This is a genomic window from Halorubrum sp. CBA1125, from assembly GCF_009742825.1.
GTDB lineage: Archaea > Halobacteriota > Halobacteria > Halobacteriales > Haloferacaceae > Halorubrum.
Window position 1 is genome coordinate 1 of the sequence record NZ_WPCE01000022.1, and the last position, 23,709, is coordinate 23,709.

The 23,709-nt window shown below is 65.5% G+C and carries 21 protein-coding genes, 1 tRNA gene and 3 rRNA genes; 12 read left to right on the forward strand and 13 right to left on the reverse strand.

The genetic code is table 11. The features are described from left to right. On the reverse strand, positions 1–172 hold a 172-nt coding region (locus GJ633_RS04175; RefSeq protein ID WP_156587448.1), incomplete at its 3' end, for an LSM domain-containing protein. 295 nt (positions 173–467) lie between these two features. Here GJ633_RS04175 and GJ633_RS04180 point away from each other — a divergent pair. The 3 genes from GJ633_RS04180 to GJ633_RS04190 are packed head-to-tail and all read left to right on the forward strand — an operon-like array spanning position 468 to position 3,782. Continuing rightward, a complete protein-coding gene (locus GJ633_RS04180; protein WP_156587450.1) occupies positions 468–1,820 on the forward strand; it encodes a ribonuclease J in 1,353 nt (450 codons plus the stop codon). After that, positions 1,817–2,863 carry a geranylfarnesyl diphosphate synthase gene (gene idsA3 / locus GJ633_RS04185; RefSeq protein WP_156587452.1) on the forward strand — a complete coding sequence of 349 codons (1,047 nt, stop codon included), beginning with the start codon at positions 1,817–1,819 and terminating at the stop codon, positions 2,861–2,863. Before GJ633_RS04180 ends, idsA3 begins: the two co-directional genes overlap by 4 nt. A gap of 10 nt (positions 2,864–2,873) precedes the next feature. Then, a complete protein-coding gene (locus GJ633_RS04190) occupies positions 2,874–3,782 on the forward strand; it encodes a DMT family transporter (RefSeq protein WP_321168904.1) in 909 nt (302 codons plus the stop codon). A 72-nt stretch (positions 3,783–3,854) separates the two neighbouring features. On the opposite strand, the gene GJ633_RS04195 is transcribed toward GJ633_RS04190, so the two are convergent. Beyond that, a complete protein-coding gene (locus tag GJ633_RS04195; RefSeq protein ID WP_156587454.1) occupies positions 3,855–4,328 on the reverse strand; it encodes a peroxiredoxin in 474 nt (157 codons plus the stop codon). 230 nt (positions 4,329–4,558) lie between these two features. Here GJ633_RS04195 and map point away from each other — a divergent pair, with 230 nt between their 5' ends. Further along, positions 4,559–5,464: a type II methionyl aminopeptidase gene (map, locus tag GJ633_RS04200; protein ID WP_156587456.1), complete on the forward strand. Its 906-nt coding sequence runs from the start codon at positions 4,559–4,561 to the stop codon at positions 5,462–5,464. Then, positions 5,464–6,021: an HIT domain-containing protein gene (locus tag GJ633_RS04205; protein WP_156587458.1), complete on the forward strand. Its 558-nt coding sequence runs from the start codon at positions 5,464–5,466 to the stop codon at positions 6,019–6,021. The genes map and GJ633_RS04205 overlap by 1 nt, the downstream gene beginning before the upstream one ends. Positions 6,022–6,127: 106 nt before the next feature. Here GJ633_RS04205 and eif1A read toward each other — a convergent pair whose 3' ends face one another. Next, positions 6,128–6,412: a translation initiation factor eIF-1A gene (eif1A, locus tag GJ633_RS04210; RefSeq protein WP_156587460.1), complete on the reverse strand. Its 285-nt coding sequence runs from the start codon at positions 6,410–6,412 to the stop codon at positions 6,128–6,130. Between the two features lie 644 nt (positions 6,413–7,056). On the opposite strand from eif1A, the gene GJ633_RS04215 reads away from it, so the two are divergent. From GJ633_RS04215 to GJ633_RS04225, 3 genes are all read left to right on the forward strand, one after another. Then, entirely contained in the window at positions 7,057–8,073 is a 1,017-nt protein-coding gene (locus GJ633_RS04215) for a transcription initiation factor IIB family protein (protein ID WP_156587462.1), read from the forward strand. Between the two features lie 84 nt (positions 8,074–8,157). Then, positions 8,158–8,337, forward strand: coding sequence for a hypothetical protein (locus tag GJ633_RS04220; protein WP_156587464.1), 180 nt, complete (start codon positions 8,158–8,160; stop codon positions 8,335–8,337). A 334-nt stretch (positions 8,338–8,671) separates the two neighbouring features. After that, the gene (locus GJ633_RS04225) at positions 8,672–8,905 is read left to right on the forward strand and encodes a UPF0058 family protein (RefSeq protein ID WP_156587466.1); all 234 of its coding nucleotides are present in this window, start codon (positions 8,672–8,674) and stop codon (positions 8,903–8,905) included. A 179-nt stretch (positions 8,906–9,084) separates the two neighbouring features. On the opposite strand, the gene GJ633_RS04230 is transcribed toward GJ633_RS04225, so the two are convergent. Both GJ633_RS04230 and GJ633_RS04235 read right to left on the reverse strand, forming a co-directional pair. Continuing rightward, positions 9,085–9,552 carry a DUF555 domain-containing protein gene (locus tag GJ633_RS04230; protein ID WP_156587468.1) on the reverse strand — a complete coding sequence of 156 codons (468 nt, stop codon included), beginning with the start codon at positions 9,550–9,552 and terminating at the stop codon, positions 9,085–9,087. Between the two features lie 108 nt (positions 9,553–9,660). After that, on the reverse strand, positions 9,661–10,587 hold the full coding sequence (locus tag GJ633_RS04235) for a DNA-3-methyladenine glycosylase (RefSeq protein ID WP_156587470.1): 927 nt from the start codon (positions 10,585–10,587) through the stop codon (positions 9,661–9,663). A gap of 143 nt (positions 10,588–10,730) precedes the next feature. Between GJ633_RS04235 and GJ633_RS04240 the strand changes: the two genes are divergently transcribed. After that, positions 10,731–11,228, forward strand: a complete 498-nt coding sequence (locus tag GJ633_RS04240; RefSeq protein ID WP_156587472.1) for an SRPBCC family protein — start codon at positions 10,731–10,733, stop codon at positions 11,226–11,228. A gap of 111 nt (positions 11,229–11,339) precedes the next feature. Here the strand turns inward: GJ633_RS04240 and GJ633_RS04245 are convergent, their stop codons facing one another. Beyond that, positions 11,340–12,227 (reverse strand): DMT family transporter, encoded by an 888-nt coding sequence (locus tag GJ633_RS04245; RefSeq protein ID WP_156587474.1) that lies wholly within the window; start codon positions 12,225–12,227, stop codon positions 11,340–11,342. A gap of 100 nt (positions 12,228–12,327) precedes the next feature. Between GJ633_RS04245 and GJ633_RS04250 the strand changes: the two genes are divergently transcribed. Further along, positions 12,328–12,612 carry a hypothetical protein gene (locus tag GJ633_RS04250; protein ID WP_156587476.1) on the forward strand — a complete coding sequence of 95 codons (285 nt, stop codon included), beginning with the start codon at positions 12,328–12,330 and terminating at the stop codon, positions 12,610–12,612. A gap of 144 nt (positions 12,613–12,756) precedes the next feature. Here the strand turns inward: GJ633_RS04250 and rrf are convergent. The 5 genes from rrf to GJ633_RS04275 all read right to left on the reverse strand — a co-directional run bounded on the left by rrf (position 12,757) and on the right by GJ633_RS04275 (position 18,745). After that, positions 12,757–12,878, reverse strand: a 5S ribosomal RNA gene (gene rrf / locus GJ633_RS04255). Positions 12,879–13,045: 167 nt separating this feature from the next. After that, a 23S ribosomal RNA gene (locus tag GJ633_RS04260) occupies positions 13,046–15,965 on the reverse strand. A 253-nt stretch (positions 15,966–16,218) separates the two neighbouring features. Next, positions 16,219–16,290: transfer RNA gene (locus GJ633_RS04265), tRNA-Ala, on the reverse strand. Positions 16,291–16,511: 221 nt separating this feature from the next. After that, positions 16,512–17,981, reverse strand: a 16S ribosomal RNA gene (locus GJ633_RS04270). The 16S, 23S and 5S rRNA genes sit together here with 1 tRNA gene alongside, the layout of an rRNA operon. A 434-nt stretch (positions 17,982–18,415) precedes the next feature. Continuing rightward, a complete protein-coding gene (locus GJ633_RS04275; protein ID WP_156587479.1) occupies positions 18,416–18,745 on the reverse strand; it encodes a non-histone chromosomal MC1 family protein in 330 nt (109 codons plus the stop codon). Positions 18,746–19,034: 289 nt separating this feature from the next. Here GJ633_RS04275 and GJ633_RS04280 point away from each other — a divergent pair, with 289 nt between their 5' ends. Next, the gene (locus GJ633_RS04280) at positions 19,035–19,238 is read left to right on the forward strand and encodes a hypothetical protein (protein WP_156587481.1); all 204 of its coding nucleotides are present in this window, start codon (positions 19,035–19,037) and stop codon (positions 19,236–19,238) included. A 127-nt stretch (positions 19,239–19,365) separates the two neighbouring features. Further along, on the forward strand, positions 19,366–20,421 hold the full coding sequence (locus GJ633_RS04285; RefSeq protein WP_156587489.1) for a quinone-dependent dihydroorotate dehydrogenase: 1,056 nt from the start codon (positions 19,366–19,368) through the stop codon (positions 20,419–20,421). A gap of 78 nt (positions 20,422–20,499) precedes the next feature. Here the strand turns inward: GJ633_RS04285 and GJ633_RS04290 are convergent, their stop codons facing one another. Both GJ633_RS04290 and GJ633_RS04295 read right to left on the reverse strand, forming a co-directional pair. Then, positions 20,500–23,190 carry a valine--tRNA ligase gene (locus tag GJ633_RS04290; protein WP_156587483.1) on the reverse strand — a complete coding sequence of 897 codons (2,691 nt, stop codon included), beginning with the start codon at positions 23,188–23,190 and terminating at the stop codon, positions 20,500–20,502. Positions 23,191–23,262: 72 nt separating this feature from the next. Further along, positions 23,263–23,517, reverse strand: coding sequence for a hypothetical protein (locus GJ633_RS04295; protein ID WP_156587485.1), 255 nt, complete (start codon positions 23,515–23,517; stop codon positions 23,263–23,265). Positions 23,518–23,709: the final 192 nt, after the last annotated feature.

Below are 23,709 nucleotides of genomic sequence, written 5' to 3' on the forward strand. Positions count from 1 at the left end.
CGTCGAGGTCGTCGTCGACGCGATCGTTCACGCCGGACTCAGGTTCGATGACGACGTTCATGTGCTGGTCGTAGCCCGCCAGGATCCCGTAGTACGTCGTGCCGTCCTTCAGGTGCACCGTCACCGGGTCCTCCAGCGACGCTTCGAGCACGTCGAGGGGTCGTCCACTCATTGTCCGTACCGGCGCCCGTCGCGGTAATAAAAATACCGGGACGCCGAGCGTGATCGACCGCGATCGACGACCTCGTGTGGGTCGTTCTCGCGGATTCGGGCGGTGACAGCGCCGAACCCGGGTGTTTTTAAGACGGGCGCCTGTAGCTCCCGACACCACACTCCCGCGGGACACGGTGAGTCGACGTCGGCTCGGCCGTAGCGGGGCCTCAACGACGCGCGGTTCCACGTAGCGCTGACGGCTCCTTGCGGGGTGTCAGTAAACGACGCCAACGGAGGCGTACGACACCACAACCATGGAAATCGAAATTGCGACGCTCGGCGGTTACGAAGAGGTCGGTCGACAGATGACGGCGGTTCGCGCGGGCGACGACATCGTCATCTTCGACATGGGCCTGAACCTCAGTAAGGTCCTCATCCACGACAACGTGGAGACCGAGAGCATGCACAGCCTCGACCTGATCGACATGGGCGCCATCCCCGACGACCGGGTCATGAGCGAACTGGAGGGCGACGTCCAGGCGATCGTCCCCACCCACGGTCACCTCGACCACATCGCGGCGATCCCGAAGCTCGCCCACCGGTACGACGCCCCCGTCGTCGCGGCGCCGTACACGATCGAGCTGGTCAAACAACAGATCGAAGACGAGGGCAAGTTCCAGGTCGACAACGACCTCGTGAAGATGGAGGCCGGCGGCACGATGGCCATCGGCGACTCCGAGCAGGTCGAGATGGAGTTCGTCAACGTCACCCACTCGATCATCGACGCGATCAACCCGGTCCTCCACACGCCCGAGGGCGCGATCGTCTACGGGCTCGACAAGCGGATGGACCACACGCCCGTCATCGGCGACCCGATCGACATGGACCGGTTCCGCGAGATCGGCCGCGAGGGCGAGGGCGTCCTCTGTTACATCGAAGACTGTACGAACGCCGGCCGAAAGGGCCGAACGCCCTCGGAGTCGTACGCGAAAAAGCACGTCGAGGACACGCTGACGTCGATGGAAGACTACTCGGGCGGGATCGTCGCCACGACGTTCTCCTCGCACATCGCCCGCGTGAAGACGCTCGTCGAGTACGCTCGCGAGATCGGCCGCCAGCCGGTCCTCTTGGGCCGCTCGATGGAGAAGTACTCCGGCACCGCCGAACGGCTCGACTTCGTCGACTTCCAGGGCGACGTCGGCATGTACGGCCACCGGAAGTCCGTCGACCGCGCGTTCAAGCGGATCATGAAGGAGGGGAAGGGGAACTTCCTCCCCATCGTGACGGGCCACCAGGGGGAGCCGCGTGCGATGCTCACGCGGATGGGTCGCGGTGAGACCCCCTACGAACTGGACGACGGCGACAAGGTCGTCTTCAGCGCGAGCGTCATTCCGGAGCCGACCAACGAGGGACAGCGCTACCAGTCCGAACAGCTCCTCCGGATGCAGGGCGCCCGCATCTACGACGACATCCACGTCTCCGGACACCTCCGCGAGGAGGGCCACTACGAGATGCTCGACGCGCTCCAGCCCCAGCACGTCATCCCGGGCCACCAGACGCTGGAGGGGCGCTCGCCGTACGTGAACCTCGCCACGTCGCAGGGGTACAAGCTCGGACGTGACGTCCACGTCACGCAGAACGGCACCGTCATCCAGCTCGTCGAATGACGAGCGAGACGAAGGAGGCGCGGGTGTTAGACGCCATCCGCGAGCGGCGCGAGCTGGTCAACGCCGCTATCGACGAGGAGTTGCCGGTCGAAGAGCCCGAACGCCTCTACGAGGCGACGCGGTACATCCTCGAAGCGGGCGGGAAACGGCTTCGCCCGACGGTGACGACGCTCGCGGCGGAGGCGGTCACCGGCACCGAACCGATGGGTGCCGACTTCCGCGAGTTCCCGTCGCTCGACGACGGTCCGGTCGACGTGATGCGCGCGGCCGTCGCGATCGAGGTCATCCAGTCGTTCACGCTGATCCACGACGACATCATGGACGAAGACGCCCTCAGGCGGGGCGTCCCCGCGGTCCACGTGGCGTACGACACGTCCACGGCGATCCTCGCGGGCGACACGCTGTACTCGAAGGCGTTCGAGTTCATGACCGAGACGGGCGCGGACCCGGCGAACGGACTGGAAGCGATGCGGCTGCTTGCGTCCACCTGCACGGAGATCTGTGAGGGCCAGGCGCTCGACGTCGCCTTCGAGGCCCGCGACGACATCCTCCCCGAGGAGTACCTCGAGATGGTCGAGCTGAAGACCGCCGTTCTGTACGGCGCGTCGGCCGCCACGCCCGCGGTCTTGCTCGGTGCGGACGACGACGTCGTCGACGCGCTCTACCAGTACGGGATCGACTCGGGGCGCGCGTTCCAGATACAGGACGACGTCCTCGACCTGACGGTTCCGTCCGAGGACCTCGGCAAGCAGCGGGGCTCAGACCTGGTCGAGGGGAAGGAGACGCTGATCACCCTCCACGCCCGCCAGCAGGGCGTCGACGTCGACAGCCTCGTCGACGCGGACACGCCCGACGAGGTAACGGAGGCGGCGATCGACGACGCGGTGGCCGCGCTCGAAGACGCCGGCTCCATCGCGTACGCGAGAGAGACCGCCGAGGACCTCACCGAGCGGTCGAAAGCGCACCTCGAAGCGCTCCCCGAGGGCGACGCGCGGAGCCTGCTCGAGGACCTGGCGGACTACCTCATCGTCCGCGGGTACTGATCGGTCGACCGTGTCGACGCTCCGTGACGCCGGCCTGTTCTGTCTGCTCGCGCTGCTGTGGGGCGGCTCGTTCGTCGCCATCGAGGTGGGGCTCGACTACTATCCGCCCGTCCTGTACGCGGCCTACCGGTTCGACGTGGCGGCACTGGCGCTCCTCTCGTACGTCCTCCTGACGGAGTCGGACCCGATCCCCCGGACCTGGGACGACCTCGCCGCGATCGGGCTCAGCGGCGGGCTCTCGGTGGCGGCCAACAACTCGCTGCTGTTCGTCGGCCAGCAGTACACGACGAGCGGGATCGCCTCCGTCACCTACAGCCTGGTGCCGATCGCGACCGCCGCGGTCGCGGCGGCGTGGATCGGCGGCGCGGACCTGGACACGCGCGGCGTCGTCGGCGTGGTGCTGGCGTTCCTCGGCGTCGGTCTCGTCGCCCAGCCCGACCCCGCGAACCTCGCGGGCGGCGTCACGATCGGCGTCGGGCTCATCTCGATCGGCGTGCTCGCGGTGGCCGTCGGCAGCGTCGGGCTCCGCACCGTGGAGACGACGTTCTCCAGCGTCGCGCTCACCGGCTGGGCGATGCTGCTCGGCGCGCTGCTCATCCACGCGCTCAGCCTCGGGCTCGACGAGGGACAGCGCCTCCCGGTCGCGGAGCCGCGGGCGCTCGTCGCGCTCGCGTTCCTCGGCGTGTTGGCTTCGGCGGTGGCGTACGCGATCTACTTCACGCTGCTCGACCGGCTCGGCCCCTTCCAGATCAACCTGGTCTCGTACGTCGTCCCGATCGTCGCGACCGTCGCGGGCGCGGTGCTCCTCGCGGAGCCGGTGACGCCGCTCACGATCGCGGGATTCGCCGTCGTCGTGGCCGGGTTCGGGCTGCTCAAACACCGACAGATAGCCGCGACGGTACCTCGACTGTGGCCGTGAGCCGAGCGACGCGGACACGGGGCGGTCGTCACCGCGCGCGCCGTCGATCGATCCGCGAGCGCGGCTCGCGAATCAGTCGTCGCCGTCGAGCGCGGCGATATCGTCGAGGATCTCCTCGGCGTGGCCCTCGGGGGAGACGCCCTCGTACGCGAGGACGACGGTCCCGGCCGAATCGAGGACGTACGTGTTGCGGAACACCCCCTCGACGGTGTCCCCGAACAGGTTCTTCTCGCCGTAGGAGTCGTACGCGCTCGCGACCTCGCCGTCCGGATCGGAGAGGAGCGTGAACGGGAGGTCGTGCTTCTCGGCGAACGCGTCGAGGTCGTCGACCGGATCGTCGCTGATCCCGACGACGGCGACGTCGGCCGCCTCGAAGGCGTCCCACGCGTCGCGGAAGCCGCACGCCTCGGTCGTACACCCCGGCGTGTCCGCCCGGGGGTAGAAGTACACGACCGTGTGGGCCGCGTCGGCGGGGTCGACGACCACGCGGTCGTCCTGGCGGTTCGACAGTTCGATCTCGGGAGCGGACTCGCCGGGTTCGAGCATACGGGGCGTCGCCGGCGTGGCGTCTTAGGGGAACCGGTCCCGGCGCGTTTGGGTAACCGTCCGTCCACGCTCGGTACCAGTGGTACCGGCGGTACCGGCGGCACCGGCAGCGTAGCGCCGAAACCGGGTGGACGGTCGACGCCGCGGAGGGACGACTGATGACGGAGGGTTCTGACTGACGACGGGAGGGGTCCGCAACCTCTTTGCGGGCCGTCGCCGAACCGACGGACATGAGCCACGGACCCCTCGACGACGACGCGGTCGAGAGCTACAGGGAGGCCGGCGACGTCCTGGTAGCGGCGATCAACGAGGCCCGCCAGATGATCGAGCCGGGACGAACTCACCTGGAGGTCGCGGAGTGGACGGAAGATTTCATCAGAGAGCAGGGGGCCGGACTCGCGTTCCCCGTCAACATCAGCGTCGACCCCGAGGCGTCCCACGCGACCCCGGGGCGCGACGACGAGACGGCGTTCGGCGAGGAGATGGTGTGTCTCGACGTCGGAGTACACGTCGACGGGTACATCGCCGACGCCGCCGTGACCGTCGACCACACCGGGAACGCGGAGCTGGTCGAGGCCGCGGAGATGGCGCTTGAGGCCGCGGTCGACGAGGCGGGACCGGGCGTCGAGGTCGGCGTGGTCGGCGAGGCGATCGAAGACGTGATCCGCGGGTACGGCTACACCCCCGTTCTGAACCTCTCGGGCCACGGCGTAGAGCGGTACGACGCTCACACGGGGCCGACCATCCCGAACCGGGGGGTCGACCGTTCGGTCGAACTGGAGCCGGGACAGGCGGTCGCGATCGAGCCGTTCGCCACCGACGGCCGCGGGAAGGTCGGCGAGGGGAACGAGGAGGAGATCTTCGAGAAACAGGGCTCCGCGAGCGTGCGCGACCGGCGCGCGAGACAGCTCCTCGAGGAGATAGACGAGTTCGACGACCTCCCGTTCGCGGCGCGGTGGCTCGACGGCGACCGCGTCGGGATGGCGCTCCGCCGGCTGAAGCAGGCGAACGCGATCAAGGGGTACCCGGTGCTCAAAGAGGACGACGACGCGCTCGTGAGTCAGGCGGAACACACGCTGCTCGTCACGGAGGACGGGGTCGAGGTGACGACCGCCGGGATCCACGACTTCGACTGATGGAGCAGATATACGCCCCGTGGCGGATCGAGTGGGTCGAACGCGACGAGGACCCGATCGACGGCTGCCCGTTCTGCGTGCTCCCCGAGCGTCAAAACGACCGGGAGGCGCGGATCGTCGCGTTCAGCGACCGCAACTACGTCCTCCTCAACAACGCGCCGTACAACCCCGGTCACGCGATGGTGATCCCGCGGGAGCACCGCGAGGACCCGACGGAGCTGGACGATCGGACCCTCTGTGACCACGCGAAACTTCAGACCGCGACGCTCGCCGCGATGCGCCGCGACGTCGACCCCGACGGCGTCAACGTGGGTCAGAACCTCGGCGGGGCGGCCGCGGGCGGCTCGGTCGACCACCTCCACACGCACGTCGTCCCGCGGTGGGACGGCGACACGAACTTCATGCCCGTCGCGGGCGACACGAAGGTGATCGTGGAGGCGATAGACCGCACCTACGGACACCTCCACGCCGGCTTCGCCGCTGGCGACGACGTCGTCGACGAGGGCGACGCCGAGGCGGGCGAGGCGGTGCGGCTCTCGTTCGACACCGACGCGTGACCGCGTCGCGCTCCGCTGGAAGACGGTGGGTGAGTCGACCGGCGGATCCGGACGGCGCGACGAACGTCAGCGTGCGTCGCGGGCGGGAGAAGCTACTGGATGTGGTTTACTGGATGTGGCCTTCCCGACGGAGCTGGTCGGCGTCCTCGTCGGTGTATCGCCACTCGACGTTGGCCTTCTCGTCCTGCCAGTCCCACGGCTCCGCGAGCACCACGTCGCCCTCGCTTATCCACGTCCGGTACTTCATCCGGCCGGGGATCCGGCCGAGACGCGTCTCGCCGTCGGCACAGCGCAGTCGGACGTGATTCCCGCCGAGGTGTTCCGTCACCACGGCGAACACTTCGTCGTCGGAGGGCATTCGGAGGTTCCGGCGCCCAGATTCTTCGCTCATACCACCCTTAGTGCGCTCGCCGGTATAAGTGATTGGAGAGGGATCTTGGCGTGAGTCGTGGTACCTCGAACCACACGACGAGGGGGTCGAAATCTCACTCGCAACCGATCCGTTACCGCGATCGCCCGTCGGGATCGGTCGGGCGGTCATCGAACGCGAACGGCGACTCGTGCGTGCGTCCCCGCATACGTCGCCGACGGTCCTCCGGTGCGGTATCTATCCGGTCCTCCGGTACGGTACCGTCTCGGGCGTCGAACGTCGTTTCCGGTGGCGAATCGGTCGTATAGGTGTTGACAGCGGCTCTGCCGTCGAGTCTGCCGTGTGTCGACGGCGTCCCGCGAGTGTCCTCGTGCGTCACTGTTCCGCCTCACCCGGATCCGTGAGACTCGCTCCCGAGGGTTTATTACGTATCGAACGGGTGCCGACCGCATATCTCTTCGAACTCCCGTGTGGGAACGATCGTGGTATATATCGACAAAACGGTCGTGTCGACCTTCTCGAACGCGTTTCGGAGCATTTTAGATCTGGAACGTTCGAACCAAAATAATAGAAACGTTTATATACTTGGAAGAATTACTATCAGTTAACGAATCGGCGAGCCCGGCTCCAGTATTTCCGTCGGGAGTTCGATCGGAGAGAACCCTATGACAGAGACACAAGTTCACGGCTACGACGGAGAGACGACGCAACGAGAGACGGAGAAATCGACCGGACAGACGGTAGAATCGACCGACGAGACGACATCCACGAGCGAGGAGACGAGAGTCACCACCTGTCCGGAGTGTGGCGGCCGGCTCGCGACGGACACGGAGCACGGCGAGACCGTGTGTACGGACTGCGGGCTGGTCGTCGACGAAGACGAGATCGACCGCGGTCCCGAGTGGCGCGCGTTCGACTCCGCCGAGCGGGACAACAAGTCGCGGGTTGGCGCGCCGACGACGACGATGATGCACGACAAGGGGTTGTCGACGAACATCGGGTGGCAGGACAAGGACGCGTACGGGAAGTCGTTGTCGAGCCGGCAGCGCGAGAAGATGCAGCGGCTTCGCACGTGGAACGAGCGGTTCCGCACGCGTGACTCGAAAGAGCGCAACCTCAAGCAGGCGCTCGGCGAGATCGACCGCATGGCCAGCGCGCTCGGGCTCCCCGAGAACGTCCGCGAGACCGCCTCGGTGATCTACCGGCGCGCGCTCGACGAGGACTTACTGCCCGGCCGCTCGATCGAGGGCGTCTCCACCGCCTCGCTGTACGCCGCCGCCCGCCAGGCCGGCACCCCCCGCAGCCTCGACGAGATCGCCGCCGTCTCGCGCGTGGACAAGATGGAGCTCACGCGCACGTACCGGTACGTCATCCGCGAACTCAAACTGGAGGTGAAGCCTGCGGACCCCGAGAGCTACGTGCCCCGGTTCGTCTCCCGGCTCGACCTCTCCGACGAGACGGAGCGACTGGCCCGCGACCTCCTCGACACCGCGAAGGAGACGGGGATCACGAGCGGGAAGTCGCCCGTCGGGCTCGCGGCGTCGGCGGTGTACGCCGCGGCGTTACTCTCGAACGAGAAGGTGACCCAGAGCCAGGTCGGCGAGGTCGCGGACATCTCGGAGGTCACCATCCGCAACCGCTACAAGGAGCTGCTCGAAGCGAGCGAACAGCTCGCGATGTAGTGACACACGCGATCCGATCGTGTTAGCGTACGTGTAATTTCACCGCCACCCACGTTTTTAACGCGGTGGCGTCTACGGGCGACCATGGTGGACGCATTCGTGAGGCTCGTCTGTCCGGAGTGCAACAAAGAGTGGCAGGACAATCCCGCGAAACTGCAGGATCTCCGTTCGAACTTCAGCTGTCCCTCCTGTCACGCGACCAGACGGCTCACGGAATTCATGCGGACCGAACGCGACCTCGAGGCAGTCGAGCAGTTTCAGTAGCGTCGATCGGCACCGGTCTCGGCCATCGACCACGAACTGCGGTGAGCAGCTACGAGACGAGGTGAGCAGGTGACGCGAGACCACCGGTAACGTCCCGGCGAGAGTGCCGCCGATCGTTCCGAGCAGTGACCGCGACGAACCACACGTCCCGGTATCGAAGCCGTCGGAGCGGCCGCCACGCGTTGGTCTCGTCTGACTGTCACGTCGCGAGCTTTCGGCGTGCCGTGAGCCGAACGTCCGCGCTGGCCCGCGTCGACAGCGAATCCGGAGAGTCTGTATGGTAACGTGGCTCAAGATAATAATATAAACCTCCGGTAGCAAAGGATTGGTACTCATGAAGAAGCAAGAGCTCATCCACCTTCACGGGCTCCTCGCGGAAGTACGAAAGCAGTGTGAATTCTGGAACGAAGACATCGACCTCGACGCCTACGAGGAACTCGGCGTCAAACCGACATCGATTCACAAGTCGAAGACCGACCACAAAGCAGCCGTTTTCAAACTGACCGAGGGTATCACCGAACCGATGGAAGAGTCCGAATCGGAGCCGGTGGCCCCGACCGCGGACTGAACGCATTCGCTCGTCCTCGACTGTGTCGTCTCGTTCCGAGTGACGACGCCGGTCTCGTGCCGGACGGACCGTCGTGACGACCCGCGAACACGACGAGCCGCTACCTCGGGGAGACACCTCGCAGCCGACGCATACCCCAAAGCCGACGCATACCGCCGAGCGTCGGGTCTTCCCGCCGATCAGCGGTCGACGCCGGACGGTGAATCGAATTCGTCGCCGTCCGACTCGGCGTCGTCTCCGGTCGTCTCGCCGTCGGAGGTCCCGTCCCCGCCAGATCCGTCCTCGGCGGTGCCGTTCCCGGTGGAATCCGTCTCGTCGATCACCGTCGTGGCGATCACCTTCAGCGGGATGTTGCGGAGACGCTGACCGATCTCCTTACGTGCGACCCGGTTGGCGTGCTCGGGGCGGTCGACGTTGAACACGTCCATCTGCAACTCGAGAGCGACCAGCGCTTCGTCGGCCGCGACGAACGCCGGTGGGAGTTCTTCGCCGCCCGGCGTACGGCGGGTGCCCGCCTCGATCTCGACGTAGTTCAGGTCGGGATTCAGCATCTCTCCGGTCTTCGAGACGGCGATCCGCACCGCCTCCTCGGCACTGTCCACGTCGTATACCGGAACGGCGGCCTCGACGACGACTCGACAGTCCATCACGGTGGACGGTACCACACGATCCGGTATGAAAGTTCGGTCGGCGGCCGGCATCGCGCGGTCTCGGGGGATGCCCGTCGGCGAGACGGCGACCCGCCGTGGGGCGGATCACTCGCCGCCGGCGCGAAGGTAGTAGAAGACGTACGTCTGTGCGTACCCCGCGTACTCGCCGCCGAGACGGTCGCGGATCGCCCGCGACGTCGCCGCGTACGATCCCCGATCGCAGTCGGGGTAGTACTCCTCTATCGTCGTCCGGATCCAGGTGTCGAGCGGAACCGCCTCCAAGAATCCCAACGAGAACAGGAGCACGCAGTCGGCGACCTTGTCGCCGACGCCGACGAACCGCGTCAGTGACTCCCGGGCCTCCTCGTACGGGAGGTCGGCAGCTTCCGCGGGATGGGCCTCTCTGGAGGCGATCATCTCCGCGGTCCGCTGGACGTACGGCGCACGGTACCCCAACGAGAGTTCGCGCAGCTCCGACTCCGTCCGCTCGGCGAGCTGATCCGGGGTCGGGAACGCGTGGTACTGCGCTCCGTCGAGTTCGACGACGTCGCCGTACGTCTCGCGAAGCCGCCGCTGCATCCCGTGGATCCGGGCGACGCGCATCTGCGCGGAGCAGATGAACGAGATCAGACACGGGAACACCGGATCGCGGGTGAGCCGCATCCCCTCGTAGGCGTCGTAGGCGCGCTCGAGCAGCGGCAGGTCCGGCGTCGCGTCGAGGATCGCGTCGAGGTCGTCGTCGAGCCGGAGCAGGTGTTCGAGCAGCGGGACGGCGTCGGTCGACGACTCCCACTGGAGCGTGCCGTCGTCGACGCCGCCCTCCTGTCGGACCCGTATCGGAACGCGTTCGGTCGTGAGCCCCGGAATCGGGTCGACGACGGTCTCGTACCACTCGTCACCGCCGTGGGCGTGGAGCGTCTCGTAGGTGCCGCCGTCGGCGCGGTTCCAGAGGTAGCTCTGTCCGCTCTCGACGGTCGCCTGGAGGTCGAACGGCCCGTCCAGCGCGCGCACGTCGATGGCCCCGCGTTCCATACACGATCGGTGGACGGCGAACCCTATGCGGGTTTCGATGCGCCGGACCGGAGAGCCGAACCGCGACGGCGACCCGCACGGCCTGCATAGTCCGGCCGGGCAGGACACAGAGGGATTTTGGCCGCGCGGCGCGTACCGATCGTATGCCCACGTATCGGCGGACGACCCGCGTCCCGGCACCGATCGGCGACGTGTGGACGTTCCACTCCACCGTGGACGGCCTCCGCGCGCTCACGCCCGACTGGATGCGCCTCCGGATCCACGATATCGTCGGGCCGGACGGCGAACCGGACCGGGACGTGCTCACCGCTGGATCGCGAATACGAATGTCCGTCCGTCCCTTCGGCGTCGGGACGCGACAGCGGTGGACCTCACACATCACCGAACGCGACCCCGACGGAACGTACGAAGTCGGAGACCGCGCGCGGTTCGTCGACGAGATGGTCGACGGCCCGTTCCGTCGCTGGGAGCACACGCACGCGTTCTACGCCGACGGCGACGAGACACTGCTCGTCGACACCGTCACGTACCGGCTCCCGTTCGGGCGGATCGGCGACGCCGCCGGACCGGTCGCGAAGGTCGGATTCGAGGGGATGTTCCGCGACCGTCACCGACGAACCGTCGCCGCCTTCGAGGACTGAGTCGCCGACGGCGGTGACGACCGAACGACACGTCGTCGACGTCCGAACGACGGATCACACACGCGGTCGACGTGTTCGCGTTATTTCACCGTTGATTCGGTGCTGCACACCTCAGGAAGCGTTCGACACCGCCGTCACGCCGATCCCGGCGAGGACGAGGACGCCCCCGGCGACCGTCGCCGCCGTCGGCACCTCGGAGAGGAAGACGAGCGCGAGCACCGTCGCGCCGACCGGCTCGCCGAGCAGCGACACCGACACCAGACTCGACCGGAGGTGCGCGAGCGTCCAGTTCATCACCGTGTGCCCGAACAACCCCGGACCGATAGCGAGGCCGACGAAGAGCAGCCACTCCCGGGGCGGGTAGCCACCCAGCGCGTGTCCCTCGGCGAGGACGATCCCGAGAAGCACCACCGTACACACGCCGTACACGACCACGACGTACGGGACGAGCGCCACCCGCTGTCGGAGCGACCGCCCGGCGAGCACGTATCCCGCGGCCATCACGGCGCCGAGAAGCGCCAGCGCGTTGCCGTACAGCGGCCGCGGGCCGACGAGGACTCCCCCCACGAGGTCCCCGATCGACATCACCGCCATCCCTCCGACGGCGACCGCGATCCCCCCGACCGTTCGGCGCGTGATCCGCTCGCGAAGCACCAGCCACGCGCCGGCCGCGACGAAGACGGGCTGTGCCTGCACGAGCGTCACGCTCGCGGCGACGCTCGTCCACGCCAGGCTCTCGAACCACGCCGCGAAGTGCACCGCCAACGCCACTCCCGCGAGCGCTGCCATCGCGAGATCGCGCCGGGTAATCCGGGCGAACTGATCGCGGTATCGCCAGACTGCAACGGGAAACAGCGGGACCGTCGTGAACAGGACCCGGTAGAACGCGGCGACCGTGCTCGGCGCGTGGCTCAGCCGAACGAGGATCGCGCCGGCGCTCACGGCGACCACCGCCGTCGCGAGTCCCGCGGCCGGCGGCACGCGCGGGTCGTCTCTCATCCGGTCGCCGATTCCGTTCGGCGACGCTTACCGGTTTCGCGACCGGCCGGTCCGACGCCCTCCCGGTGCACCTTTGAGCGCGCCGGACCGAATCCCCGGTATGTGTGCCGACACCTTCGGCGTCGGGATCCGCGTCACCGACAAGGAACTCCAGTTCGTCGTCCACGTTCCCTCGGACATCGACTCCGGTTGGACCGATCCCGAGGCGTTCCAGTCGCTCGTGGCGGACGTCGTCTGGGACCGACTGGACCAGCAGCGCGTCCTCGAGACGCTCGCGAACGAGTTCGAGACCGGCGACACCGTCTCGCTCGGCACCGTGACGCTCGACCCCGACGGATCCGTCACCGAATGTGACCTGGACCCGCCGGATTCGCCGGCGAACTGAGCCGTCGGCCGACGACGGCCAGCAGACGCTGTGGGCACTGGTCCGCGGAGCGGACACGCGGAGCATCGGCTCCGCGGCGTCAGAAATGAAGAGAGCCCGGAGACGCGATGTCTCTGGGCTCTGTGATGCGTGTGAGTATGAGTGGGCAGGCGGCGAACCGCGGTTCCCAGAGGATCGCTCACTCCAGTACTTCCCGGCACGCTGACGGGCTTAACTTCCGTGTTCGGAATGGGTACGGGTGTTCCCCCGCCGCTCTGGCCGCCTTTATGCCGACTCTCGGATTCGAACCGAAACGAGTCTCCTTTCCACGTCTCTGCTGTGTGGATGGGTGACTCGACACCTGTGTCGGTGGTTCGTATGATTTCTACAACCGTGTATGCGTGCGATCCAGGTTCCGCCTGAACTCATCCGAGTGTGGATGGTCAGTCAACCGTATGACTGTGGCGTGGTCTGTTAGTGCTCGTGGGCTTAACGCCTCGTTGCCTCGGCGCGGACACCCCGAGTCTATCGATCTCGTCTTCTACGAGTGACCGTAATGGTACCTCTTTTCCATGTGGGTTTCGAGCTTAGATGCGTTCAGCTCTTACCCCGTGTCGCGTGGCTACTCGGCATCTGCCCTTCCGGACAACCGATACACCAGTGGCGACCACTCGTAGTTCCTCTCGTACTATACGAGCGTTCACGTCAGGTACCTTCACACCCCCAATAGATAGCAGCCGACCTGTCTCACGACGGTCTAAACCCAGCTCACGACCTCCTTTAATAGGCGAACAACCTCACCCTTGCCCGCGTCTGCACGGGCAGGATGGAGGGAACCGACATCGAGGTAGCAAGCCACCCGGTCGATATGTGCTCTTGCGGGTGACGACTCTGTTATCCCTAAGGTAGCTTTTCTGTCATCTACGGGCCCCATTCCGGAGCCTCGTAGGTTCGCTAGACCACGCTTTCGCGTCAGCGTCACTCGTTGGGAATGACACTGTCAGACCATCTTGTGCTCTTGCGCTCTTCGCCGGATTCCCGACCCGGCTGAGATGATCTTCGGGCGCGCTCGATATCTTTTCGAGCGCGTACCGCCCCAGTCAAACTGCCCGGCTACCGGTGTACTCCTCCCGGAGTGAGAGTCGCAGTCACCGACGGGTAGTATTTCAATGCTGTCTCGGTGGCCCGCTGGCGCGGGTACCTGTGTAATGACTCCTACCTATGCTGCACATCGGCGACCACGTCTCAGCGACAGCCTGCAGTAAAGCTCTATAGGGTCTTCGCTTCCCCTTGGGGGTCTCCAGACTCCGCACTGGAACGTACAGTTCACCGGGTCCAACGTTGGGACAGTGGCGCTCTCGTTTATCCATTCATGCAAGCCGCTACTGAAGCGGCAAGGTACTACGCTACCTTAAGAGGGTCATAGTTACCCCCGCCGTTGACGGGTCCTTCGTCCTCTTGTACGAGGTGTTCAGATACCCGCACTGGGCAGGATTCAGTGACCGTACGAGTCCTTGCGGATTTGCGGTCACCTGTGTTGTTATTAGACAGTCGGAGCGCCCGAGTCACTGCGACCTGCTCTGTAGAGAGCAGGCATCCCTTCTTCCGAAGGTACGGGACTAACTTGCCGAATTCCCTAACGTCGGTTCTCCCGACAGGCCGTGGCTTTCGCTGCCAGAGCACCTGTGTCGGATCTCGGTACGGACATCGTGCTTGCCTTTTCACGGGCCCTGTGTACGGCTGAGTTTCCCTATTTCGCGTTTCGCTCGCTTCGTGCCGTGACGGCGTCCACGAGCTTCCACGATTCGACCGGGCGAAAGCCCGGCTCAACGTTCCACACGGCGTCGGCGTTTGCTGCACGATGGCACTGGAATATTAACCAGTTTCCCGTTGACGTAGGCGAGTTGCGGTACGTCTTAGGACCGGCTAACCCTCGGCTGAACGGCAGTGCCGAGGAACCCTTGCTCATCAGGCCGTCGAGGTTCTCACCCGACTATCGCTGCTACTGTGACCAGGATTGTCGTTACTGCACGGTCCACGCGAGCTCTCGCCCGTGCTTCCGTCCGAACAGTACGCCAACCTACACGGTCGCCCTGTGACGGGCGCGGCCAGGTCTCGGTGGTAGATTTGAGCCCCGATCATTTTGGGCGCCTCAAACCTCGGCCGGTAAGCTGTTACGCTTTTCTTAGAGGGTAGCTGCTTCTAAGCTCACCTCCCGGCTGTTTAGGGCTTGAGACCACCTTCGAATCGCACTTAATCTACACTTTGGGACCTTAACCCGGCTCTGGGTTGTTCCCCTCACGGTACACAGGCTTACCCCGCGCACCGGACTCCCACCGTCTGCGGCGCCTGCGGGTTCGGAGTTCGACAGGATGGCCGACGCCTCTCGGCGGCGGGTCATCCAATCGGTAGCTCTACCCCGCGGGCTACCTCGGGTGAGGTCATGCTTCGACATGTTTCGGTTGGAACCAGCTGTTGCCAGGCTCGATGGGCCTTTCACCCCTATGCGCAGATCACGAGAGGATATTGTAGAATACCACCTCTAACGGGCCTCCACGTGGCTTTCGCCACGCTTCACCCTGCCTGCGTATAGATCGCCTGGTTTCGGGTCGTACCCACGTGGCTCCCCGCGCTTGAACACGGTGGCCCTCGCACCGAAGTGCTGCGGCCATATCGGTTTCCCTGTGCCTTCCCCGGTTCACGGGTTAGACTCGCCATGTGGGTACACTCCCTGGGTCGTTTTTCAAAACGCACGACGCGACATCGGCTCGTCTCTGTTCCTACTGGAGAATCGCTTCTCGGTCGTTTTGAGAGACGCCTTGTATGCCCCGTCGTTCTATCGCCAGCTGATTTCAGGCCCTATTGCACCGCCCTTCTCGGGGTGCTTTTCAGCGTTCGCTCACGCTACTTGTTCGCTATCGGTCTCGAGGAGTGTTTAGCCTTCTCAGGGGATGCCTGAGGTGTTCACAGAGGATATCCGACCCCTGCTACTCTGGTATTGACGCCGACGGTACTGCTCTTTCATACGGGGTTGTCACCCTGTTTCACGCTCCGTTCCAGGAGACTTCTGAGAGAGGGTCGCGTCTTGGTTGTCAACCCGAACACCACATTGGTCCGAAGACCTTCGGTTTGGGCTGTGTCGTGTTTACTCGCGGTTACTAACGACATCGCGGTTGCGTTCTGTTCCTCCCCCTACTGAGATGTTTCAATTCGGGGGGTTCCCTATTGCGCGTGGCAATTGTTATACGGATTCCGATTGGGAGATCCCGTGTTCTTTCCCTCCATGCGGGTCCCACGGGCTTTTCGCAGCTTGGCACGTCCGTCGTCGGCTCTCGAGCCGAGCCATTCACCAGCTGGCACAGTAGCCAGTTGTGTGTGTGATACGGTTGTATCACGAGTGTGATACGGTTGTATCACGATTGGTTGCTGACGTTCCACGGAACTCGGATGAGTTCAGTGGGCGTCTGGATCGCACGTATACACGGTTGTCATCGAATCACGCTGGGTGTGGACAGCGTGTTCGTCGAACCCTTCCCATCCGCGGTTTCCCGGGGTGGTGCATCGGTCGTCGTGTCCAAAGCGAGCCCCGTCACCCACTTAAGGGGACGGATTCGCGCCGGACTGACATGGACTCACTGGGATTCGAACCCAGGGCATCCTCCTTGCAAGGGAGGCACTCTACCGCTGAGCTATGAGCCCACCTTCCCTCGTGACTTGGTCCCGTAGGGCCTCGGTTCGAGGGAAGGGAGTGCTGGCGGTGGTGGTGCCAGCGGGCGTGTGTGTGTGTGGGTGTGAGCCGTGGTCGTTCGTAGGTGTCCAGACTGGTGGGTGGGCGGACACTGGGCCATGCGATGGATGAGTGGTGACCGTCGTGGTGACGGTCTGAAGGTGAGCCTCCCGGATGGGAGGTCTCGGGTCGGTGGAGGTGATCCAGCCGCAGATTCCCCTACGGCTACCTTGTTACGACTTAAGCCCCCTTGCGAAGCCCAGATTTGACGTGCGTGGCACGCCTCATCCGGACCTCACTCGGGTGCTTTGACGGGCGGTGTGTGCAAGGAGCAGGGACGTATTCACCGCGCGCTTGTGACACGCGATTACTACCGAATCCAGCTTCATGTGGGCGAGTTGCAGCCCACAATCCGAACTACGATCAGGTTTCTGAGATTACCGTCTCTTTTCAGAGTTGGAACCCTTTGTCCTGACCATTGTAGCCCGCGTGTTGCCCAGCACATTCGGGGCATACTGACCTACCGTTGCCCGTTCCTTCCTCCGTGTTGGCCACGGCGGTCTCCCTACTGTCCCCAGCTACTTCGCAGTACTGCTGGCAAGTAAGGATGCGGGTCTCGCTCGTTGCCTGACTTAACAGGACGCCTCACGGTACGAGCTGACGGCGGCCATGCACCTCCTCTCTGTAGCTCGGGCAAGGTCATCAACCTGGTCGTCATTACTACAGTCGATGCTGGTGAGATGTCCGGCGTTGAGTCCAATTAAACCGCAGGCTCCTCCGGTTGTAGTGCTCCCCCGCCAATTCCTTTAAGTTTCATCCTTGCGGACGTACTTCCCAGGCGGTCTGTTTAGCGGCTTCCCTACGGCACAGCACCCACTCGTAGTGGGAGCCACACCTAACAGACATTGTTTACGGCCAGGACTACCCGGGTATCTAATCCGGTTCGAGACCCTGGCTTTCGTCCCTCACTGTCGGATCCGTTCTCGCGACGTGCTTTCGCCATCGGCGGTCCGTCCAGGATTACGGGATTTCACTCCTACCCCGGACGTACCCGTCGCGCCTTCCGGTCCCAAGCCGCGCAGTTTCCACCGGTCGCCCACCCGTTGAGCGGGTGGATTTCCCGATGGACTTGCGTGGCCAGCTACGGACGCTTTAGGCCCAATAAGATCGGCCATCACTCGGGCTGCCGGTATTACCGCGGCGGCTGGCACCGGTCTTGCCCAGCCCTTATTCGTACACCTCCCTACGGTGTACAAAAGCACAGGCGCTATGCCTGTGCACTTGGGATCCCCTTATCGCACTGTCGTGCAGTGTAAAGGTTTCGCGCCTGCTGCGCCCCGTAGGGCCCGGAATCTTGTCTCAGATTCCGTCTCCGGGTTCTCACTCTCATGACCCGTACCGATTATTGGCACGGTGGGCCGTTACCCCACCGTCTACCTAATCGGCCGCAGCCACATCCTTCGGCGCCGGAGCGTTTGACACAGTCCCCATTCCAGGTGGACTGTGGGATGCGGGATTAGCCTCAGTTTCCCGAGGGTGTCCCGCTCCGAAGGGTAGTTTGGCCACGTGTTACTGAGCTATTCGCCACGAGTCTGAGCTCGTGCGACTAGCATGGCTAAATCGGATCCCAATAGCAATGGCCTCCGGCAGGATCAACCGGAATGGTGTCCTCGCGCTTGATTCCCAGCACGAGGGGGTTTGGCGGGCGTGCGCGACCAGAGCGGTCACGCACACTCGTTGCATTGATTGCATGGTCCGATGTGGTGTCCGAGCCACCCAGCAGCCTGGATGACACCGAACGACCACGGCTCACATCAGATCACCGCTTACGCCGGAGCGCAGGGGGCGTGATCCTCATCTCTCGCGGACCTGAACGTATTCCCCGACGGGTCATAAACCCATCGAAGCGGGTCAGGCCAAGCGACTCCGGACCGAGTTGAACGGCCCGGGTTCGCGGTGCGTTCTTCGCATTCGTCACGATGCCCGGGTTGTATTTAACCCCGTCGAACTACCGACGCCACGTCATGCGGTTTCATGCCGGTGGCGCGGACGGTAGCGGTCGGCGAGACGGGTCAAAAAAGCGCGGCTCCGCTCGGGTCACTCCTCGTCGATGTACTCGATACCCTGCTTCGAGACGTTCGCCTTCGTGATGTCGTCGAGATCGTTCAACCAGAAGTCGTCGTCGGCGTCGTCGACCTCCGGCGCACTGTCTTTCCACGCCCAGCCCTCGTACTCGTGGACCTTCTGGGTCCCCTTTTCGCGAAGCCGGATCGTCGTCGGATCCGCCTCCTCCTCGGAGGGGGCGGGATCGAGCGTGCGGGCCGCCTTGAGGGCGGCCTGCCGGGGCATGTTGCCGGAGAACTCGCTCGGTTCCGATCCGTCTGCCTCACGAAGGGCGAAATTCCGCTTACCATCTTCACGTACCATGGTTTTACCTCCATGCGAATTCAGCACACAGTCTGTAATAAATATATCGGGGAAATGAAAACAGAACCGGGACAAGATTTATATACTACCCGCTACCGCCCGGCGATCCCACCGTCGCATCGACGAGCGCGACAGGCAGTTCGACCCGATGTGAACCCCGTGACGCGCGCGACGGCGAGAGCAACGAGTCTCGTCCCGACGGGCGGCCCCTCGGTCGAGGGAACGACCGTTTTGAGAGTAAACAACACTTATATGCCTGGTATGGCGAAGTGCGACCAGTACACCCGCGATGGTCCGCAAAAAGAAGCTCAGCCCCAGTGGCGCCAAAGACGATGATGGGGAGTACCACAACGTCCACGTGAACCTCCACGAGGACGAACTTGCCGTCGCTGGCATGGAGATCGGTGACGAGGTTTTCGTTCGGGTCCGAGACGGGAAGATAATCATTCAGAAGGCCGACGCCGACCCAGAGGACATCGAACACGACTTTTGAGCGGGTGCCAGCACGCCGTCGATCCGTGAGCGACGGCCGACGCGGGGGACGATCCCCCGGTTCGTGAGGGTCGCGGCGATACAGGACAGTCAGCGGATTGATGTCCGTCCGTGACGAGACGAAGACGATGGGCGCGTACGACCTGCTGAAGCCGGCGTTGTTTCGGCTCCCCCCGGAGACCGCACACCGGCTGACACATCGACTGCTGGAGGCCACGCAGGAGACGCCCGTGGCGCGGGCGCTCCGAGACCGGTACGCCGTCGACGATCCCCGCCTGACCGTCGACGCGTTCGGGAACGCGTTCCCGAACCCGGTCGGCGTCGCGGCCGGCTTCGACAAGAACGCGGAGATTCCCCGTGCGCTCGCCGCGCTCGGGTTCGGCCACGTCGAAGTCGGCGGCGTGACCGCGGAACGCCAGCCCGGAAACCCGCGGCCCCGGTTGTTCAGGCTCCGGGAGGACCGAGCGCTCATAAACCGAATGGGCTTCAACAACGAGGGCGCCGACCGCGTGGGCGACCGCCTCGACCGGAAGCCGCTGCCGGACGTGCCGGTCGGCGTCAACATCGGGAAATCGAAGTCGACGCCGCTCGCGGAGGCGCCCGACGACTACCGGTACACGTACGAGCGCGTCGCCGAGGCGGGCGACTACTTCGTCGTCAACGTCTCCAGTCCGAACACGCCGGGGCTCCGAGAGCTCCAGAACCGCGAGGCCCTCGAGTCGATACTCGGCGCGCTCGCGGACGCCGGCGCCGACCCGCTCTTAGTGAAGCTCTCGCCGGACCTGCCCGACCCGGCCGTCGAGGACGCGCTCGACGTCGTCGGCGCCCTCGGCCTCGACGGGGTCATCGCCACCAACACCACGACCTCGCGGCCGGACTCGCTGAGGAGTCCGCAGCGAGCCGAGCGCGGCGGGCTCTCCGGGAAGCCGATCGAGGCGATCGCCACGGAGCGGATCCGGTTCGTCGCCGAGCGCACCGACGTTCCGGTGATCGGCGTCGGAGGGGTTTCGGACGCGGCGGGAGCCTACGAGAAGATACGCGCGGGCGCGTCGCTCGTCCAGCTGTACACCGGCCTCGTGTACGAGGGACCGGGCCTCGCGAGAGATATCAACCGCGGGCTCGTGGAGCTGCTCGACAGAGACGGGTTCGAAAGCGTCGACGACGCGGTCGGCGTCGACCTGTGAGGACCGGCGATCGCGTGAGGAACGGGGATCAGACGGGTCGAAAGCCCAAAGCCGAGAGCGACGGACGGTCGGTAGCCCCTACGCGTCGTTCCGGACGATGACGGGGACGCCGTCGGCGTCCAGCAGCTCGCCGTCGCCCCGGTACTGCCGCTCCTCTTCGATCGAGAACTCGTCGCCGGTGAGCGTGACGTCCGCGACGTGGAGCTCGTCGCCGTCGATCTCGTAGGCGCCGCGCGCGAGCGCCCCCTCGATGTCGCCGACCCGGTCCCCGTACTTCGGGCCGACCGTGGCGTAGTCGAGGTCGATCCCGGTGACGACCGTCTCGACCGGGGCGTCGCCGTCGGGGTGAATCGTGAGGTCGGCGACGTGCATCACGCCCGTGATGTCGTCTTCGAACCCGCGGACGTCGGCGTACACCTCGACCGCGTCGAGCTCGGCGTTCAGCGGGAGCTGGTTCTCGCTTTTGTACTTCCGGAGCGCGCCGACGACGGCCGTGGCGGCGGCGCCCGCGTCGTGGTCCGCGTCGAGCCCGAGCGGTTCCGGCCAGTCGGCGAGGTGGACCGACTCGCGGGCGCCGTCCGCGACCGCGGCGTCGACCGCGTCGGAGTCGCTCGCCGCGTCGGCGTACATGTCGTGCCACAGCTCCTCCGTGACGTGCGCGAGCAGCGGCGCGAACAGCTTGAGGAACCGACGGTGCGCGGTGCGGAGCGTGTACGCCGCGGCGTCGTCCTCGCGCTGTTTCGCGATCTCGAGGTAGTCGTCACAGAACGTGTTCCAGAAGAAGCTCCGGAGCCCGTCGCGAGCCTTCGAGAACTCCCGGTTCGCCAGCAGGTCGGTGAGCCGCTCGATCTGGTCGTCGAGTTCGGCCAGCAGCCACCGGTCGAGCGCCCGGAGGTCCGCGTCGGCGGGCGCGTCGGGATACGGGTCCGGCGCCAGCGACTCGACGAGCTTCGAGGCGTTCCACAGCTTCCGGATCAGCTTCTCGCCCGCGCGCAATCCCTTCTCCTGGTACGGGAGGTCGTCGCCGATCGCCGAGCCGGCGGCCCAGAAGCGGGCGGCGTCGACCGGGTACTCCGCCAGGACTTCGTCCGGCGTGACGACGTTCCCCTTCGATTTGGACATCTTCTCGCGGTTCTCGTCGAGCACCATCCCGTTGATCATCGTCGACTCGAACGGCACCTCGCCGGTGTGCTCGTAACACTTGATCACGGTGTGGAACAGCCAGAAGGAGATGATGTCGTGGCCCTGCGGCCGGACGTCCATCGGGTAGATCTCCGGCCGCTCCATCGTGAACTCCTCGGCCGCCTCGTCCCAGTCCCAGCCCGCGTTGATCAGGGGGGTGAGCGACGAGGTGGCCCAGGTGTCGAAGACGTCGTCTTCCGGGACGAACTCGTCGCCCCCGCACGCCGGACAGGCGTCGACCGGCGGGGCGTCGGAGAGCGGATCGACCGGCAGGTCCGCCTTCTCGGCGACGACCTCGTGGTCGCAGTCGGCGCAGTACCACACCGGGAACGGGATGCCGGAAGAGCGCTGGCGGGAGATACACCAGTCCCACTGGAGCCCCTCGACCCAGTGTTCGTACCGCGTGAACATCTTCTCGGGGAACCACTCCATCTCGCGGCCGGCCGCGAGGTACTCCTCGCGTTTGTCGAGCACCTCGACGTACCACTGTTCGGTGACGAGGAACTCCACGCCGGCACCGCAGCGCTCGTGGACGTTGACGGTGTGGGTGATCGCCCACCGGTCGAGCAGCGCGCCGGCGTCGTCGAGGTCGTCGACGATGACCTCGCGGGCCTCCGAGGAGGCGTACATTCCCTCGTACTCGCCGGCGAGGTCGGTCATGTGGCCGGACTCGTCGATGGCGACCCGGAGGTCCAGGTCGTGCGCCTGGTACCACTCGATGTCGGTCTGGTCGCCGAAGGTACAACACATCACGATCCCGGAGCCGGTCTCCATGTCGACGCGGTCGTCGGCGATGATCGGCACCTCGTGGCCGAAAAGCGGGATCGCGGCGCGCTCGCCGACCAGGGCCTGGTTCTCGTCGTCGTCGGGGTGGACGAACACGGCGACGCAGGCCGGCAGGAGTTCGGGGCGGGTCGTCGAGATCGTGAAGGCGTCGGGGACGACGGCGGTATCGCCGTCGCCCTCGCCGGCGGTCGCGACGCCGAACTCGATGTCGTGGAAGTGCGAGTCGCGCTCGTCGTCTTCGGTCTCGACCTGCGAGATTGCGGTCTCGCAGTCCGGACACCAGATGGCGGGCGCCTCCTGACGGTACTCGCGGCCCTGCTCGTACAGGTCGATGAAGGAGAGCTGCGAGACCCGCTGGACCTGCGGGGAGATGGTGCGGTAGGTGTTCGTCCAGTCGATCGACAGCCCCACCGACTGCATCTTCTCGGTGAACTCGTCTTCGTACTGCCGGCACACCTCGCGGGTCTTCTGCTGGAACTCGCGGCGCTCGAAGTCCTGGTGGCGGATGTCGAGCTCGCGCTCGGCGAGCCGCTCGGAGGCGATCCCGTTGTCGTCGTAGCCGAACGGGTAGAACACCTCGCTGTCGTGCATGCGGTGGAACCGCGCGACGATGTCCTGGAGGATCGAGCCGTATACGTGGCCCCAGTGGAGGCTCCCGGATACGGTCGGCGGCGGCGTGTCGATGGCGAACGCGGTGTTCGGATCGACCGGGTCGTCGGGGTACGCGAACGTCTCCTCGTCGACCCATCGCCGCTGCCAGCGCGGCTCGGCGGTCTCGGGGTCGTACTCACCACTGGGCATTTCACGCGCACGTTCCGGCGGTTCCCTCTTAACGGCCTCGGTTGGACGGAGGCGCCGGGCCTTCCGAGCCGCTCACACCACGTCGTCGGGGTCGTGTTCGGCGGCCATCCGGGAGGCCTCCGCGGCGAACCGGTCGACCTCGTCGGCGGACGCCTCGCCGAGAGCGCTCTCGTCCACCTCGCGGCCGGCCGTGATCCCGTCGCCGGTGACGAGGCGCTGCTCGGCGAGTTCCTTGGTGTGGACGCGCTCGCCGTCCTCCGTGGCGTAGGTGAGTCTGACGAGCCCCTTCGAGTCGAACTGCCGGTCGACGAGCCAGACGGTGGGCATGCGCGGGGATCGATCCCTGCGACGCTTAAGCGGGATGGTCGGAGCGAGGCGACGGAGACGGACAACGGACGGGTTCGGCGGTCGACCGATCCGCCGATGCGGTCGGCGCGCCGGTGAGCGCCCGGAGGGCGCGAATCCGAGCGCGAGGGACGCGGCGACTGAAGCGAAGCGGAGGGAGCCGCGAGGCTGGGG